Here is a 17,730-nt window from a genome sequence, read left to right as displayed (position 1 = left end):
TCGTGACATACCGCCATCGAAGCATCGGGTATCGACGCACTCCGTCGCGTTTTCGATGTCCCTGTGAACTGTCGGTCCCATATGGAACTGTGGGGTCTGATTCGCGATAGGAACGAACAGGGGAGCGCCGGTGACCGTTGCAGACAATGCTGTCGACGGGCCTCTCGTCGACGTGGTGATCGACGCCATCGACGCGGAATGAACTGTCCGACGAGGCCAAGTGCTACGTACTGGTAGCGCTCGAAGGGTCGACGGCACTACAGGACCAGTTCGACGGCATCTCGAACAAGCTGGCATTGCATCACGGCAATCGGTGAGAGGTGCGCAACTGTGTTGAATGTGCTAATGACAAGACGTTGTCGGCCCAAGCGCGCTGTGGTTGCGTCGGCATACCATCCTTCGCGCGAGTCAGATAGGCAGATTTTGCGTCAGTTTGCCCGAATTTTGGTAAGTAGCAGTATCGTGGTTTTGGAATTTCGAAGGCGCATGCTGCACAAGGGAGAAGCATGAGTATCGATGACGAAAACTCTGATTCAGAGGTCGAAGGTGCCACCGCATGGTCGTACGAGGAGTTCTTTGAGACCGTCAAACGTGGTGAAGAGAAGGTTATCGCAGTCCGCGATCTAATAGGTATGTGGGGATACAAGCGCCGCGGTTCGACACTGGTTCACGTAATTGAGCAAGAGATGCAAAAGAGAGGACTCGTTAGTATTCCAGATATCGCTTCAGCGGATTACTATGGTGTGGTTAAGGTCCTTGATCAACGCGACGAAAATTCGCAAGAGGATCCAATTATTGGTTGGCCGATTTCGTCAGTGCTTGACGAAAATGCGGTGATAGTGGGTGTAACACCTGAAGTCCTTCTCGGCGAGGTAGAGACTATAATGATTATGAAGAATTACTCCCAGATTCCCGTCTTTCGTCGACACAATCGGGATCTTTTAGGTTCGATTACGTGGAGGTCAATTGCTCGCTGGCGCGGCGACCGAAATTCAGCAGCCGCAAAAGAGGTTATGGTTCCAGGCGGTTATGTGGCAATATCTAGCGACCCCCTGTTGATGCACATTCCCGCAATAATTGAGAATGAGTTCATCTATATCGAGAGTCCAAACGGCGAGGTTGTTGGAATCTTGACCGCAACTGACCTCGCGGAAAGTTTCTTGGAAACTTCCGGTCCGTTCATTAAGATTGGAGAAATCGAGCAACGCATCAGGCGATTGGTCGATCGCCTTACTGTCCCGGAAATACAGGAAGCGAAAAATGGAGATGATGCGAACCGTGAGGTGCAAGGTGTAGATGACTTATCCTTCGGGGAGTATGTGAGGGCGTTAGAAAATCCTGTGAGATGGACCTCGGTGGATGCTGGATTCGAGAGACGGCCGATTATCGAGAACTTGAAGGACGTGAACAATATTAGAAACGATGTCATGCACTTCCGTCCACGACCTCTTGAGCATGAGAAATCGAAAGCGCTGGACTGGTGTTTGAATTGGTTACGCGAAATAGGCTAGAAATTTTGCATTTTTCTTAAGGTTCGAACGAGGGTGGAAGCGACGACACTCATAAACTCTGGCGACCGTGTTGTGTAGGCCCATCTTAATGTCCCGCTTCGTAAGGTTTGAGGCCCAATTCTCGACTGTAGTCGTGGACTTTATTGGACTATTGTTCGAGTGTTTTGCCCCAGCTCCGAGCGTAGCGACCGCGCGTTGGTCGTGACACGGGCGGGAGGTCGACTCGGTAGAGCATGCTTTCGGCGATATCGACTACGTCTTCGGGGTAGTAGATCGACAATGTCGGACTGCTCAGAGCTTTGGTCACCACCGCGAGCTCCCAGTTCGAGTCTTCTCTTGCAGAACGCAGTTCGTTCCAGGTCAGTAGGGTTGACGGCTTGCCACCGGCAACACCCTTGACTTCCACCCTGTATTACGTGCCGTCCGGTGCCACACATGAAAGATCCCATCCCAGCTTCTGGTAACCTACATCGGTTACCTCGCAATGGAATTGATCGCGATAGTAACTAGTCACGGCATCGACTGCGGCATTCTGGATAAGCTTGTTTGTGACAGGATCGCCGAAGCCTGCACCGCGCTCACCTACGGTGATCGCCTTTCCGGCCGGTTTACCGAGTTCGGGCCACGGTGGCAACAGATCTTCGATGGCTGCGAGCTGCGATTGATTGACCCACGACGGGTTACTGGCGAAAGGCTGACGAAGCACTTCGAGGTCTTCGAGAGCCTTGATCTGCTTCAACTTCGCGCTTACCAGTGGAGCTGGCAGGTCTCCGACTATCGGGGACCTGCCACTGCTGCTGACGGCTGGCGACGTACTCGTCTCGAAGATCCTTCAATTTTCGGCCGTCTGGAAGAAGCCAGAATAACCACCCATTGGTGGCACCTTTCTTGAGGTGATGGCCTGCACCCGACGGCGTGGTGAACCGTTGTCCGTCCAAAGACAGGCTGGAATCTTCGTTGACTGTGGCGCGCAGGTCTTTCCATGTTCCCGAGCGTGCGTGAAGTTCGGTGCCTTGCTCGAGGAGCCCCGCAGAAACAAGTTGCGTGAGAGTGACTGATGCTGCTAGCTCTGCTGGCTTGTCCTTGACCTCCCCGATATGGCCTTCAGGAACCGGCCACGTCGCGAGCAAGGATTGGATGAGTGCGTCGGTTCGCTCGTTGATCTCCTTCTCTGACCAGCCGTCGGCGGCGATGTTCTTCCGTCGATTCATCAAAAAGGTGTCGTGAGTGTCCAAACTCGCGCGTTTGCCGTTTTCGCCCAACCACGGACCGTTCGACACTTTCCCGTTGAGAGCCTGCGTCAGCAGCGTGAGGTTGCCGAGACGATGGATGTGTTCTCTCCGTTGGTCTTGCTCCAGTGGTGTCTCCGCTGGCCAGTGGGCCTCCCACTTCTGGGGCATCAAGTGTTCGATGGGATAGCCGATTCGCGGTACGCGGGAGTTACTCATCGGCTTCGCGCTTGTGAAGCCGCGCAAGTGATCTTCGACCGCTTCGAGGAACACACGGAGACGGCCACGTTTGAACCGACGGTAGACAGCTTGCGTCCTGACGTCCTCGAGCACTTGCTTGTCGCCAGGCCAGTACGTACCGGCCGCGTTCAGGCGGGTGAGGTAGAGCTGGACCGCGTTGATCAGATTCTCGGGCGGGGTCTGGCGGTTGCTCTTGATGAGGTCCGCGACCACACGCCCGAGATCGCTCGTCCCCAACCGAGTGAGCACTCGCCGCATCACCCAGCTTTCACAAGCGTCGACAACTCCGTCGATTGTCGCCTGGTCGTAATTCGAGTCCGGCTCGTGGAGCCAGATGAGTATCGGTTTGAGGATTTCGAGCTCGCTCGCATGCAGTCGGTAGACGTTGAGTTCCACTGGGGTCAATGGTGCGTGCGGATCAGCGGCGCGCTCGGTCCAACTCTTGTACTGATCGGCCTGCACCTTGATGATCGGCAGAAGCGTTGTCATCGACTGTGTCGCTTCGTGTTCGGCAAAGTGCTTGAACCGCGTGAACGTATGTCGGGGGCTGATCTCCTCACCCACACGTGCCACCAGCCACTGATTGAGAAACAGTGAACTCCGAGAGACAAGGTACCGACCGACGCTGACCTCACGCTCCCAGAATGTGGAGTCGAACGGCCAGTCGTCCTTGTAAGACTTCGCAGTGTCAGTGCCCTCCGAATCGAGTCTCTGAAATACGAAATTCTTGATCAGATCGGCCGCGGTCAACGGTGTGCCACGAGCGTTGAGCGTCTCGAAGATCTCCTGCGAGTTCTCGTCGGCTTGAAGGTCGATGACAACTAGCTGCAGCCCTCTGGTCAACACTCCTGTCAGCGCCTCCGCTCGGGAATGCGCGCTGCTGTCGTTCACCGGTCCGAGCCATTCCTCCACGGCGGCGCTGAAGTACTGATGCCCTTGCGAAAGCAGACTCTGTGCGTGCGTTAATCCCGCGTAGTCGATTGGCGGGTCGGCCTGCATGACCTCGTCAAATGCCATCCGATCCCGGTTGGTATGTCGGAGCTTGAGCTGATCTTCTTCCTGGTCGACGTAGTGGGCGGGGTTGTGGGTCAACTCCTCCAATCGTCTAGCCAGATTGTCTTCGGCTCGTGCCTCGAGTACGGACGCAGTTGCGTCCATGACGAGCTGCAGTGTGGTGAGGCGCTGTTGACCGTCGATGATCAGGCGCGGCTGAAATGTGCCCGTCTGATTTTCCTGCGCTTGCAGAACGACAGCGCCGAAGAAGTGGGTGGCGCTACTCGACGGATCTTTCAAGCGGAGCTCGGACAGCCTGCGGATGTCGTCCCACAGGGGTGCCCACTGGTTTTCGAGACTCCACACGTAGGGCCGTTGGAACAACGGGATGACCAGGTGCTGAGGGAGATTGAAAACATCCAGCGGGGAACGAACTTCGGTCTTCACACGACTCCTCGGTTGTCTGATCGATGAGTCACACGCTACATACCACTCACGACATCCACGCTTGATTCGCGCTGGCCCAAGGCTTGATCCCGGGCTGCTCCCGCGAGGACTCAGCCACCAGACCCACATCACCCAACCGACCGCCCGTCACGTTTGTCCGACTCTGCCGCTAGATTGTCGGTACAACATTCGAGTGAGGAGTGCGGTGACCGTTCACAGCGATGAGGTCGGCGGGCGAGTCCGTCGATTGCTCGAGTTCTTGCGCGAGACGGTGTCGGCTCAGTCCAAGCCGGTACGCGCCTACGGTCCGACGACTCGGCTCGAGTGGCTGTATCGACGGGACCGCTACGTCCAGGTCGATGACAACGCAACGTCGGGCGACGTGGTCGTCAGGGTTGTCCGAGTCAGTGTCGAACCGCCCCCGCAGCTACCCGAACAGCTCGTCGATGCGGTGCAAGGTCCGATCGACCGGGCCGCCCAACCGCCGACACTCGCGCGCGGAGCCGCTGCTGCCGAGTCCGAACTGTTTGGATCGTGGCTCATCGAATGGCACGCGTGGGCGACCGACGACGTAAAGAAGCGTCCCTTGGCCGAGCTGTATTTGTCGGTCGATCGAATGCGAGAAGAGTCGCACACACAGCCGGAGACGGTCGAAGTCGTTCTGGCGTCAGGACTCCTATCGGCCACAGTGTCCGGGGTATCCATCGATTCCCACCTAGTGACTCAACAGGTCGAGGTCATTCGGGACGAGGACACGGGGGATCTGCTGGTCAAGTTGACGGCTGGAAGCAGCCCTCGGCTCGAAGACCGGCAACTGTTGCTCGGGCTGAAGGGATTACACACGGCGTCAGCAGCATCGCTTGCACAGAAGCTCGGCGACGTCGCGGGCTCGCCGATCGCAAGCTCTGCATCCACGATTCTGAAGGAGTGGTCGAATTCGGCCATCTCCAGCATCACGTACGTCGCCGATCGACATGTTCCACCTGCCGCGCGACGCGGGACGGTTCGTGAGTCACCTGCATTGTTGCTTCGTCGTCGAACCGGCTTTGCGCTCGTCTCGTACTACGACGCCATGATTGCTGCGTTGAACGACGGTGCCGACGTTCCGTTGGGCCTCCAACAGCTCGTCGAAAGTATCGAGTCCACAGACCGGCTGGACTGGCTGGCACGGCCCAGCTCAGAGCCGACGCCAGAGATTCTCTTTCCACTTGCCGCAAATCGAGCGCAGTCCAGCATCATGGAGAAGCTCTCGCTCGACATGGGTGTGGTTGTCGAAGGGCCGCCCGGAACGGGAAAGACCCACACCATCGCGAATCTGATGTCTGCGTTGCTGGCTCAGGGTCAGCGAGTTCTCGTCACCAGTGAGAAGTCGCAGGCATTGCGAGTGCTACGAGACAAGTTGCCGTCGGAACTGCAAGATTTGTGTGTGTCGATCACCGACCTCGCCAAGGGCGGGTCAGAAGAACTCGACCACAGTGTCTCGGTGATCGCCGGCCGACTTGCGGATTTCGAGATCGCTCAGGCGGACCGGAATATCGAGAGAATCGCCGGGGCCCGTTACCGAGCGATCAACAAGAAGCACACCCTCGAAGAAGCGCTGACGTCGACACGGTCCGAGGAGTCCGAGGTCCAGAATTTCGGCTCGCACTACGACGGAACCATGTCGGGAGTGGCCTCGCAGCTTGCTGCGTCAGCCGCAGAGTTGTCCTGGGTGCCGGGTCCGCTCTACACAGAGTCGCCACCCATCACCTCGGCGCAATTTGCTGAGCTCGCGGGTCTGCTGGTCGAGAGCGAGCTTCATTCGGCGGACCGCCGCGAACAGTCTTTTCCGGACCTGTCCACAGTGCTACCGAGCAAGACCGTGGTCTCTCGACTGTGCGACGGTGCATGTAGTCGGGCTTCGGTATCTGCACTCGCCGATGTCCCGACGGCGGAACTGCGCCGACTGGGGGCACTGTCTCGTCAAGTTCTTGCGCGCTGCACGCAGCTGGATGGGGACCTCCGTGCCGTGCTGGACGATGTGTTGTCCGGTTCGCTCGGTTACCTGTGGACGAGGGCACGAGAGGCGTCAACCCTGCTCGATGATGCCAAATCCGCCGACGCATTGGTCGGTACTGCGAACGTGGTCGTTGACAGAGCCGATCTCGTTGCTCTGGAGACGTACGACGCTGCCGCGCGTCTCTACACAGAAGGTCGGTTCGACACCCTCCGGTGGTTGCGGACGCCGAAAGAGCAGACTGCGGTCGACGAACTGGCCGTAACAGCCACAGTCGATGGCGTTCCGGCTCAGGGAGGCCAGGCATACCGCGTTGTTGCAGAACATATTCGTGCTCTTCGTTCGGTAGACGAGGCCGCATCGTTGCTGGCGGACATCGGTATTCGCATTCCGCACCGGGAGAGTCGTGCGGCGCGTATCAACGAGGTGGACGGTGCGGTGCGCAACGTGGCGCTGGTGCAGGACGTCGTTGGGCGGATTGCAACAATCTCGGATGAGCTCGAAGACCGTGTGGCACTACGAACGCTCGACAGCGTGGACGGGCTGCTGTCGGATATCGAGAAGGCGCTGGCAGGCACCAATGCACGCGACGCGCTGGAGCGGCTCGTGAGGGTCGCCGATGGCTTCGAAGCTGCGACCCGTGGGGCGAACAGCGCAGAAGCGCTCGCACTCTCCGATGCGCTCCGCACCGCCGACCGCGAGGCATTCGACGCCGCGGTCCGTGGATACGCACGCGCGAGTGTCGAACAGCAGCAACAGTTGTCGATGGACATATTGCTGCGGGATCTCGATGCAGCAGCACCGACACTTGGTCATCTGGTCACGAGCGACCGCGTCACCGACTGGGTGGCTGTTGCCGGCGATTTCGAGGACGCATGGGCGTGGAGGTGGGCGAGCCAGCATTTCGAACAGCATCTCGTTCGCCCCGAGGCATCGAACTTGGACGATCTCTACGACGACGTAGATCGAGAGATTTCGCAGCTCACGGGGACTTTGGCGGCCGAAAAAGCATGGCGAGAGTGTCTGCAGCGCATGACGTCACGGGAGATGCAGGCGCTCCACACCTACCAGGAGAGCATCAGCAACATCGGTGTTGGCAAAACCAAAATCGCACAGCGTTACCGAGCCTCAGCACGGGCAGCCATGCAGGAAGCGCAGAGTGCTGTGCCGGCGTGGATCATGCCGATCGGGCAGGTCCTATCTTCGATTCCCGCGCAGCAGAACGTCTTCGACGTCGTGATTGTCGACGAGGCGAGTCAGGCGGACATCAGTAGTCTGTTTCTGATGTGGCTCGCACCGCGGGTGATCGTGGTGGGCGACGATAAGCAGTGCGCACCGGATCGAATACAGCAGGTCTCCGACGACACTGTCTTCGAGCGTCTGGACTCTCACCTCGGCGATCTACCGATGCACATCCGTAACAATTTCAGCCCTCGCTCGAGCCTGTTCACACTTCTCCGGAGCCGGTACAACCAGCGTGTACGGCTACGTGAGCACTTCCGGTCTATGCCGGAGATCATTGAATGGTCGTCGCAGCAGTTCTATCGAGACACTCCGTTGATTCCGGTTCGACAGTTCGGAGCGGAGCGACTGCAACCGCTCGTGTCGACCTACGTCGACGGCGCAGAAACCAAGGGGGCGAGCGCGACCTTGGTCACTGAGGTCGAAGCGCTTCGCCTCGTTGAAAGACTGTGCGAGTGTATCTCCGATCCTGACTACGACGGAAAGACTTTCGGAGTCGTCGTTTTGCAGAGCCGTGCGCAGGTCGAGTTGATTCGCTCACTGACCACAGAGGCGGTTCCTGCCGAGCAAAGGGACAGTTTGCGTCTTCGAGTGGGAACACCTCCCGATTTTCAGGGAGACGAGCGAGACGTCATGTTCGTGTCGATGGTCGTCGGCGCGGGATCGTCGAGCAATGCGTTGACCAACGAGATGTGGCAGCGGCGTTTCAATGTCGCTGCAAGTCGTGCGCGAGATCAGTTGTGGTTGTTCCATTCTGTTCGCGCAGGGGCTCTCTCGCCGCTGGATCTGCGGACGTCGTTGCTCACCTATGTGGAAGCTGCCCCCACTGTCCCGGTTCCGGAGATGCCGCAGGTTGTCGACGAGCAAGCTCTGCACAGTGATCTCGTATCGATGACGGCGCAAAGGGTGTTCGTCGCCCTGCGCGATCGCGGATACCACGTCAATTCTGCGATCGAGATCAACGAACTTGTCCTGGACCTGGTGGTCACCGGCGTCGCATCGAAGGTCGCGATCGAATGCGACGACGATCGCAAGCGTTCGAAAGACGATGTTGTCGAACGCCTTCGCCGAGAAATGGATTTGAAGCGGTGCGGCTGGACGTTCGGAAGAGTGCGTGCGTCCCAGGTCGTCGTCGACGTGGACACGGCACTCGCCCCGATCATCGAAATCTTGGACGCGGTCGGAATTCTTCCCGGTGAAGTGGAGATTGCAGACGCAGGCCGGGATGCGAGTTGGAAACCGGTTGTACTGAGCGCGACTTCCAGCGAGGACGCCCCTCCTGACGAGGAGCCGGTGACTCCTGCCCCGGTTGTAGATACCGTGGTCGCGCCATTGCCTACGGTGATCGAGGAAAAATATCCAGTCCGTTCGACTTCCGTTCAGGTCGTCGAGCTCGAGCCGGGGGAGACACGACCGCCGAAGTTCGATGGTTCGCGCGAGATTCGGGTCGACTCTCGATACTCGACCCCGCGACGGTCCACCCCCGTCAAGCGCGTGCCGGTGACGACGCGTCCTTCGCCGGCAGTCATGCCGAAACGGGCACCGTCGAAAAAGCCTGTCGTTTCGACAGCACCTGCCGCCGCGGCAACCGCGGGGGTCGGTATCGAAACGCTTCCTGCCGAAGTGCAAGCGGCATTGGCATCGCTGCCCGAGGCTTCCCTTTCGACGGGGCGCGTCATCGCAGTGGCTGCAGCGCGTCGTGACGCGCCACTGACCTTGCGGCGTTGCTCGTTGATCACGGGCATGACCCCGATCGCTGCTCAGCAACTGCTCGCAGACTTGGAGCTCACACGAAAACTCGTTCGCAGACAGCGGCCCAATGGCGTTGCCGAATGGGTACGACCCGAGGACGCGGAATCATGACGGAACTGAGGGCTTGGCAGAAGGAAGCATTCGAGGCCTGGCGAGGGGCTGGCAATCGCGCCATCGTCGAAGCAGTTACAGGCACCGGTAAGACGCGCGTCGGTGTGGCTGCGATCGTGTCGGCGCGGAGCCTGGACCAACAGGTCCTCGTTGTGGTGCCGACCATCGACCTCCTCGAGCAGTGGCACACGGAGGTCAAGCAGCAACTTCCGTCGGTGTCGGTCGGGAGGCGGGGGAACGGACATCGCGATGACTTCCGGCACAGCAGCGTTCTGATCACCACCATCCAATCGGCCATCATGAAGGGTGCCCCTCAGCCGCGTCCCGGTGCCTTGATGATCGCGGATGAAGTCCACCGCTATGGCACCGACGGGTTCGCGCGAGTCTTCACCGATCGTTACGACCATCGCCTCGGATTGACGGCCACGCTGGAGCGCCAGGACGAAGGTGTGGACACGCACATCCTCCCGTACTTCCAAACGAAGATCGCAGGATGCGACTTCGCCCGTGGCCGACGAGACAACGTCCTTGCTCCCGTCCGCGTGATGACGGTTGCCATCGACTTCACATCAGACGAACGTACGAAGTTCGAGGAACACGATGCGATCGCAAGAGATGCGCGCAAGAATCTCATCAGTAACTACGATTGTGTCGCATCGCCTTTCGGCGAGTTCATGAAGACCGTGACGAAGCTCGCCGAACAACGAGACCTTCCAGAGGGACGTCTTGCCAGCCGGTACCTATCGGCATTCAGCAAGCGACGGACGTTGCTGGCGGACTGCCAGGGCAAGATCGATGCGCTCGGGACGTTGGCATCGGCGTTGGCGAAGTCGGATCGGTCGATCGTGTTCTCCGAGACGAAGGCGTCGGCTGAGGCAGGCTCGGCCGTTCTGCGAGAGCGTGGCGTGCAGTCCAGTGCTTACTCCAGCGGACTGGATCGACTGGCCAGAACCCGCGTGCTGCAACAGTTCCGCAACGGCGCGCTGACCAACCTTGTCGCGCCCAGGGTATTGGACGAGGGAATCGACGTTCCTGCCGTCGATGTCGGCGTCATTATCGCCAGCAGCAGCTCCCGTCGGCAGATGATCCAGCGCATGGGGCGGGTGCTGCGGCTCAAGCCCGGAGACCGGGCAGCGGCATTCGTAATCATGTACGTCCCGGGGACCATGGAAGACCCGGCTCTCGGCGCGCACGAGGCGTTCTTGGAGCAGCTTCTTGAGATTGCTGAGGAGCAGGTCGATGTCCCAATCGCACAAGCGCCGACGCTACTGGCTGAATGGTTGACGCGACCCGTCGAACCCAAACTGGAATCAGTGCGCGCCTCCTCCAAGTTGTCGGCGATCGTCGAGCCTGTTGCCACAGGTGAACTGTCCCGGTCCCAAGGCCGGAACCCTGCTGTCGCTGTCTCGCCTACCGCTGTGTCGAGTCCGACTGCAGTGCCGATGGATTCAGTAGCAGATTGGATAGGTACGTCCGGCAATCTCGATCTGATGTTGCGGTATGCCGCGACGTTAACAGCGAAGGAGGCTCGCATTCTCGTCGATGTGTTCGGTCTGGGCGGGCATGAGGCTCGATCGGCGATGACAGTGGCGAAATCAGAAGTCGTTCCCATCGAGATCGTGGCCAAAATACGAAAAAAAGGGATCGACGCTGTACGTGGGTTCGAGTGGCTTGAGGGCTACGACGCGCTACATTCTGGGGTGTCCGGCACTCGATCGCATTCGTAAGCAATGTATGGCGTTCGAAACCATTACGTTCGAGGTCGAGACCCCAGACCATGTCAACGTAATCGTGGGTTGATGTCGATCAGGCTAACCATTGGATCATTGAGCGAGAGGCCTAGTACAGCATTGACCGCTTTGAGTCGACCTCGGATGGTCTGTGATTCGAGTACCACCGCCCGCCAGTCGAAGGCCGCCAGGTTATTTCGGGCGTCTAAGGACTGAATGGCTCGATTGGGAAGGAATGGGTGGTAGACAAGGCTGGTGGGCATCTACCACGATTGGTTGAGGAGGAACTTTGACGGAGGCCATGGTCATCGGTGGACCGCAGCTACCGGAGCACGGGCAAATCGTCGAGGTGCGCGGTTCAACGTGGGCGGTTGCCGGAATTCACGCGCAGGGCCTTCCTCGCAGTTCGGCGGACGATGCAGTCGCGCAACTGAATCACGTGGTCGAGCTCCAGTCGCTGGACGAAGACCGACTCGGCGAGCAATTGAGCGTGGTGTGGGAACTTGAGGTAGGCCACACTGTCACCCCGGCACAGGGGCTGCCGGACCGCATCTATACGGAGTCGTTCGACGACCCGACCACGCTGGCAGGTTTTGTCGACGCGATGCGTTGGGGAGCGGTGACGTCGGCGGACCCGAACCGCTATCAGGCGCCGTTCTGGTCGGGTGTCAACATCGAGGCCTACCAGCTCGAACCGCTGCGCCGTGCGCTCGGGTCTCCGCGCACGAACCTCCTGCTCGCCGACGACGTCGGTTTGGGTAAGACGATCGAGGCCGGTCTGGTGATCCAGGAGTTGCTCTTGCGGCACCGGGCACGCACGGCAGTGATCGTGTGCCCGCCAAGTTTGTCGCTGAAGTGGCAGGACGAGATGCGCGACAAGTTCGGCCTTGGATTCACAATCGTCAACAGTGAGCTGATGGCTCAGATCCGTCGGACGCACGGGTTGCATGCCAATCCCTTCCTGTTGTTTCCCCGGGTGATCGTGAGCATGGCGTGGCTTCCGCATGTGCGTGCGCAACGCCTGCTTCGTGACGTGTACGCACAGGCCGGTAATCCGAAGTCTGGCAAGAGGTTCGCCTTCGACCTTCTCGTTGTCGACGAGGCTCATCACGTTGCTCCGGCGGGCCCCTCGGCAGTTGCAGGCGGACGTGGGTACGCCGTTGACACACAGCGAACGGTGGCGGTCCGGCAATTAGCGGACAAATGTGAGCACCGCCTGTTTCTCAGTGCCACCCCGCACAACGGGCATCCGGAATCGTTCACTGCGCTGCTGGAGATGATCGACCCCCGGCGGTTCTCGCGCGGCGCGCTGCTCGATTCCAAAGCGCTCAAGGACGTCACCGTGCGGCGCCTTAAGCGTGATCTTCCGAACAAGGGCTTTAAGCAACGCAAGGTGCGCGCAGTGCCGTTCATGCCGAGAGCAGACGAGCAGAAGATGTTCGCCCTGCTCGACGAGATCGTCAGCAAGAGTGCGAAGCTCAATGGTACGAAGCCCGGCGGTGACATTGTCACGATGCTGCTCAAGAAGCGCTTTCTGTCCAGCCCCTTCGCATTCGGCATGACACTGAGCCACTACCTGGACTCCAAAGCCGGGCGTGGACTCTCCGAGGACGACTACGATGACGTCTTTGGCGAAGGCCAGTCCGATGAGGAAGAGGGCCTCTGGGATCAGGACGAGGCCGACCGGCTCCGCGAGTCGAAGGGTTCCGACCCACTCAGCGCCGCCGAGCCCGGCCAGCTACAGACACTGACAGAATGGGGTCTGGCCTTCGAAAGCCGGCCAGACTCCCGCCTCGACGAGCTACTGAAGTTGCTCGACGCCGTCTGTCGTCCGGACGGCAAGCACTGGGCCGCCGAGCGGGTCGTTGTCTTTACCGAGTATGCGCACACCGTCGACTGGCTCACTCGTGTACTGACGCAGCGTGGATACGCCGACGTGCTCGCGGTAATCCAGGGCTCTACTAAGCCCGAGGATCGTGAGTACATCCGCTCCCAGTTCACCGAGGACCCGTTGAACGAACCGGTTCGAGTATTGCTGGCGACGGATGCGGCGGGCGAAGGGATCGACCTTCAGACGTACTGCCACCGGCTGGTGAATTTCGATATCCCATTCAACCCCTCCCGCCTGGAACAGCGGATCGGCAGGATCGACAGGTACGGGCAGACCGACGAGCCACAGGTCTTTCACTTCCTACCCGACGCCGATTCGTCCACCTACGCTGCCGACGCTGGCTTCATGGCACGAATCGCGAAAAAAGTAGCGAACGTTGAACAGGATCTCGGTTCGGTCAACGAGGTAATTGGTGGAGAGATTCAGAATTACTTCGCTCGACGGGTGCCGACCCGAGCAAAGGCGAAGGGCGTCGACCCGAACGAGGTCATCAACAGCGCTCTTGCTGGCGGCGTGGAACTCAACGCCCGGCTCACCCAGCTCGAGCAGGGGTTCGAGGCCTCGCGCACTGAGATGCACCTGGACCCGGCGAACCTGCGACGCGTCGTCGACACTGCCCTGCGGATCAACCACCAATCGGCGCTTGTTCCCAATCATGATTTCGCCCAAGATACCGACGCCGAGGTTTTCGATGTCCCCACACTGACCTCAGGATGGCACGGCACGCTCAACGGACTCGATACCCGGCTGCAACCAGGCATCTTGCGCCCGATCACGTTCGACTCCTCCGCCGCTCAAGATTCCGAAGGTAAGGATCGCAACGACCTCGTATACGTCCACCTCGGACATCCGATCGTGCAGAAGTCCCAACGCCTGTTGCGCCGGTCGCTGTGGAGCGTCGACTCGCCCCTCGACCGCGTCACCGCGGTGGTGGTTGACGACCTGCCTGAGTCATTCGTCGCGGCAGTTACCCGCATGGTCCTTGTCGGTCGTGGTGGCCTGCGCCTGCACGAGGAAGTCTTCCTCGCCGGCGTCCGTCTGACAGGCCGCCGTGCAATGGCGGAGGAGAAGGCCGAGGCCGCACTCGACAAAGCGCTCGACGGCGACAATCTCGAACTCGCCGACGATCGGGTGCGCGACCAGCTGTGCGACATTTGGAATGTGCCCGACGCTCCGCTCCGCGCTCGGCTGCAAGAGTCGATGGAAGCTCGCGCGGCCCGACGCCACGACTTGGTTATGGAGCAGCTTGCAAAGCGTCAAAGTGCCGATGTGCAGCGCGCCCGCGAGATCTTCGCAGCCTTCCGCACTAATCTGCACGACTCGCTCAAGGCCCTCCGGACCGCCGAAGAGGACGCACAAATGATGCTGCTTCCCGATGATCAACAGCGTCAGCGTCGCCGTGATATCGAGGCGATGAGTGGTCGTCTGGATGAATTGGATGAAGAGGAGGCGCGCGAGATCGCCGCCATTACCGACCGGTATGCGGACGTCAAACCCCATACCACTGCTGCTGCGGTTGTATTCGCGCTGACCCGCACCGATGCTGAAAGATGGGTGGACTGATGGCACGCCAGACACGGCGCCACACGCCGACTACTAATGCTGCCGATTTGCACCGTGGATGGCTTGAGCTCGTCGACACGCAGGGACCATATCTTGCGATCCCGCCACTCAAACGGGTTTGGCCCAACGGTATTCCGGACTTCAGGAAGGCTCACCCCGACCGATTTGACGTACTCGCAGACGCACGAAAGAGCTTCGAATCGGCGTGGGAGGAACTAGACCGTAACTCTGATAGTGAGACGACGCTCGATTCCTACCGCGCCGCCCGTGACGTGTGGGTCGAGACCGTCCTGCGTGACGTCGCAGGTTGGGCAGAGTCCCTCTCCTGGGGTGAGGTTCCCGGTGTGCAGGCCCAGTCGCCAAACTGCGCCGTCACGGTCACCGCGCAAGCGGCACTTCAGGGCACCGATGGCATCGGTGCGTTGGTGCACGTCGTTGACGCGGTCGACTCACTGCGGCAAACACCGAGTGACTTGTGGGCGGCGACGCCTGTAGATCGCCTCGAAGAGTTGTTGCGTAAGAATAAGAGTGAGATAGGCATCGTCACTGACGGCCGTTGGTGGGGCCTCGTCTTCGCCCGCGAGGGAAGCATGCCTGCTTCCGGTATCGTCGACGCCCTGACATGGGTTGAGGAACCACGTACGCGCGATGCCTTCTTCACACTCATCGGCAAGCAGCACGTCATCGGCGGTGAGCCCTCCGAGCGACTCCCCGTCCTGTTCGAAGAGTCCGTGGCCGCAGCAGAGGAGATCACGGAAGCGCTTGGCGGGCAGGTGCGTCGCGCTGTCGAACTCCTCATTCAGTCATTTTCGGAGACGGCTACCGACGCCATCCAGCGAGGTTGGTCCGATCCACTCCCTGCTCGTACGCACGACACTTACGAGGCCGCCGTCACCGTCATGATGCGCGTCGTATTCCTGCTATTCGCAGAGGAGCGCGCTCTGTTACCAACGGGCGAATTGTTCGAGCAGGGATACGGAATATCCCAAGAGCTGGCCCGACTCGTCGCACGCGAGAGCAAGGAGAGCGAGGAAGCGCTCGACGCGACGTCTCTAACGTGGCACCGCTTGCTTGCCACAAGCTCAGCTCTGTACAGCGGAGCCTCATTCGAAAGTATGCGTATGCCCGCGTACGGAGGGTCGCTGTTCGACCCGGTGCGGTTTCCATTCCTGACCGCCACCAACGAACAAGGCACCCTCGCTGTCACCGTCACCGACCGTGTCATGCTGCACGTGTTGCGCTCGGTGCAGTTGGCCGTCCTCAAAGGTGGGGAAGCGCGCCAGATCGCGTTCCGCGACATTGATGTCGAGCAGATCGGTTACATCTACGAAGGTTTGCTCGGATATACCTGTGTGACCGCCGGGGAGACATATCTCGGTCTTATCGGCAAGACCGGCGAGGAACCGGAGATTCCGTTGGTGACGCTTGAAGACTTGGCGATCGCCCATCCTGATCCGAAGAATCTGGCAGCTGCGATCCGAGCATGGGTCGAGGTTGACCAGCCTTCAGCGCAGCTACCCAGTGCAACTGCCATGATCAAGGCGGTTAACGCGAAACCCGACCCGAGTGTGGTCAGTGCCCTAGCCCAGGCTGTCGGCGGCGACCACGAACTAAGCGAACGCGTCCGCCCCTGGCTTGGACTCATCCGTCAGGACCTGCGCAGTCACCCGTTCGTCGTGCTCAACAGCGGTCTACTGGTAAAGGAGACCCCGTCAAGAAAGAACGCTGGTGCCCACTACACCCCTAAGTCGCTCGCCGAGGAGGTCGTTCTGCATGCACTCCAGCCATTGTGTTACTCGCCAGGACCACATCAGACGGGCGACGAATCAACTTGGACGCTCAAGTCTTCCGACGAGATTCTCGACCTCAAGGTCGCCGACATCGCATGCGGATCCGGTGCGTTCCTGGTATCAGCTGCCAACTACTTAGCAGATCGAGTTGTCGAAGCCTGGGTTCGCGAAGATCCCGCCAATGAGCATCGTAAAAATCTACGGCGACGGGCTATTCGCCAAGTCGTTGCGAACTGCCTTTATGGTGCGGACATCAACGATATGGCCGTTGAGATGTGCAAACTTTCGCTGTGGCTCGTCTCCCTCGACCACGAACTGCCATTCTCTTTTGTGGATGACAAGGTCTTCGTCGGTAACTCCCTTCTCGGGCTCTCCGACATTGAGCAACTTCGGAAACTGCACATCGACCCGGGGCGTGTGTCGGGGCAGCAGGTTTTTAATATTTTCGACGTAAACATCGACTCAGTCATCCAGAAGGCGGTCGATCTCCGCCAGCGCCTCGCCACCGAGATCGACGGCGACGATCCTGCTCGAAACAGTGCAGCAAAGCGACGTCAGCTCGCACAACTCCACGTCGTCACCTCAAGGTTGCGCAAGATTGCCGATGGGGTGATCGCAGCGGGCCTTCCATTAGGTGGCAAGTCTGGCAAGGCGCTCGACGAGGCATACGAGAATTTGCGTGAAGCAGTGAAGGCCCAACAGGAATCAAACGGCGGCGACGCTGACAGCACATGGCTCGACGACATCATCGATCAAGGGCTGACTCCGACCGTCACGACCGACTATAAACGCTGGCAGCCGCTGCACTGGGTGCTAGAAGCTCCCGACGTGATGGTCGGTCGAGGCGGTTTTGATGTCATCACCGGAAATCCGCCGTTTCTTGGCGGGAAGAAGGTCAGTTCTGCGATGGGGCTTGAGATCCGAGAATGGTTGGCGAGTGTGTTGGGGGGAGGTACAAAGGGCAGTGCTGACCTTGTCGCGTATTTTTTTCTTCGCGCCTTGGACCTACTAGCGCCTCACGCCGGATCACTTGGCTTGATAGCAACAGACACGATCGCGCAAGGCGATACTCGCGATGTTGGACTAGATCAGATGGTCAAGTCAGGGTTTTCTATTACCCGCGCAGAACAGTCGCGCACTTGGCCCGCCACCACTGCCACAATCCGTTTTGCGTCGGTTTGGGGTACCAATGGATTGGTGGGCCACGACGCGGTCAAAGTGGCAGACGGGGTTGC

At 59.6% G+C, this 17,730-nt stretch carries 7 protein-coding genes; 5 read left to right on the top strand and 2 right to left on the bottom strand.

Annotation, left to right across the window (positions count from 1 at the left end):
- Nucleotides 1–506: 506 nt before the first annotated feature.
- Nucleotides 507–1,511, top strand: coding sequence for a CBS domain-containing protein (locus J1M87_RS25845; RefSeq protein WP_206492554.1), 1,005 nt, complete (start codon nucleotides 507–509; stop codon nucleotides 1,509–1,511).
- 412 nt (nucleotides 1,512–1,923) lie between these two features.
- Here J1M87_RS25845 and J1M87_RS25840 read toward each other — a convergent pair whose 3' ends face one another.
- Nucleotides 1,924–2,250, bottom strand: a complete 327-nt coding sequence (locus J1M87_RS25840) for a hypothetical protein (RefSeq protein WP_206492553.1) — start codon at nucleotides 2,248–2,250, stop codon at nucleotides 1,924–1,926.
- Nucleotides 2,192–4,420, bottom strand: a complete 2,229-nt coding sequence (locus J1M87_RS25835) for a DUF262 domain-containing protein (protein WP_307830927.1) — start codon at nucleotides 4,418–4,420, stop codon at nucleotides 2,192–2,194. Before J1M87_RS25835 ends, J1M87_RS25840 begins: the two co-directional genes overlap by 59 nt.
- A 205-nt stretch (nucleotides 4,421–4,625) precedes the next feature.
- Here J1M87_RS25835 and J1M87_RS25830 point away from each other — a divergent pair, with 205 nt between their 5' ends.
- The 4 genes from J1M87_RS25830 to J1M87_RS25815 form a co-directional block, all read left to right on the top strand.
- Nucleotides 4,626–9,521, top strand: coding sequence for an AAA domain-containing protein (locus J1M87_RS25830; RefSeq protein WP_206492552.1), 4,896 nt, complete (start codon nucleotides 4,626–4,628; stop codon nucleotides 9,519–9,521).
- On the top strand, nucleotides 9,518–11,248 hold the full coding sequence (locus J1M87_RS25825) for a DEAD/DEAH box helicase (protein WP_206492551.1): 1,731 nt from the start codon (nucleotides 9,518–9,520) through the stop codon (nucleotides 11,246–11,248). Before J1M87_RS25830 ends, J1M87_RS25825 begins: the two co-directional genes overlap by 4 nt.
- A 292-nt stretch (nucleotides 11,249–11,540) precedes the next feature.
- Nucleotides 11,541–14,705 (top strand): DISARM system SNF2-like helicase DrmD, encoded by a 3,165-nt coding sequence (gene drmD, locus J1M87_RS25820; RefSeq protein WP_241257466.1) that lies wholly within the window; start codon nucleotides 11,541–11,543, stop codon nucleotides 14,703–14,705.
- Nucleotides 14,705–17,730: DNA methyltransferase (locus J1M87_RS25815; protein ID WP_206492550.1), on the top strand; the 3,026-nt coding region annotated here is incomplete at its 3' end. The genes drmD and J1M87_RS25815, both read left to right, overlap by 1 nt.

Source organism: Rhodococcus sp. KRD162 (genome assembly GCF_017168335.1).
GTDB lineage: Bacteria > Actinomycetota > Actinomycetes > Mycobacteriales > Mycobacteriaceae > Rhodococcoides.
This window is presented reverse-complemented; position numbering and strand designations above follow the sequence as displayed.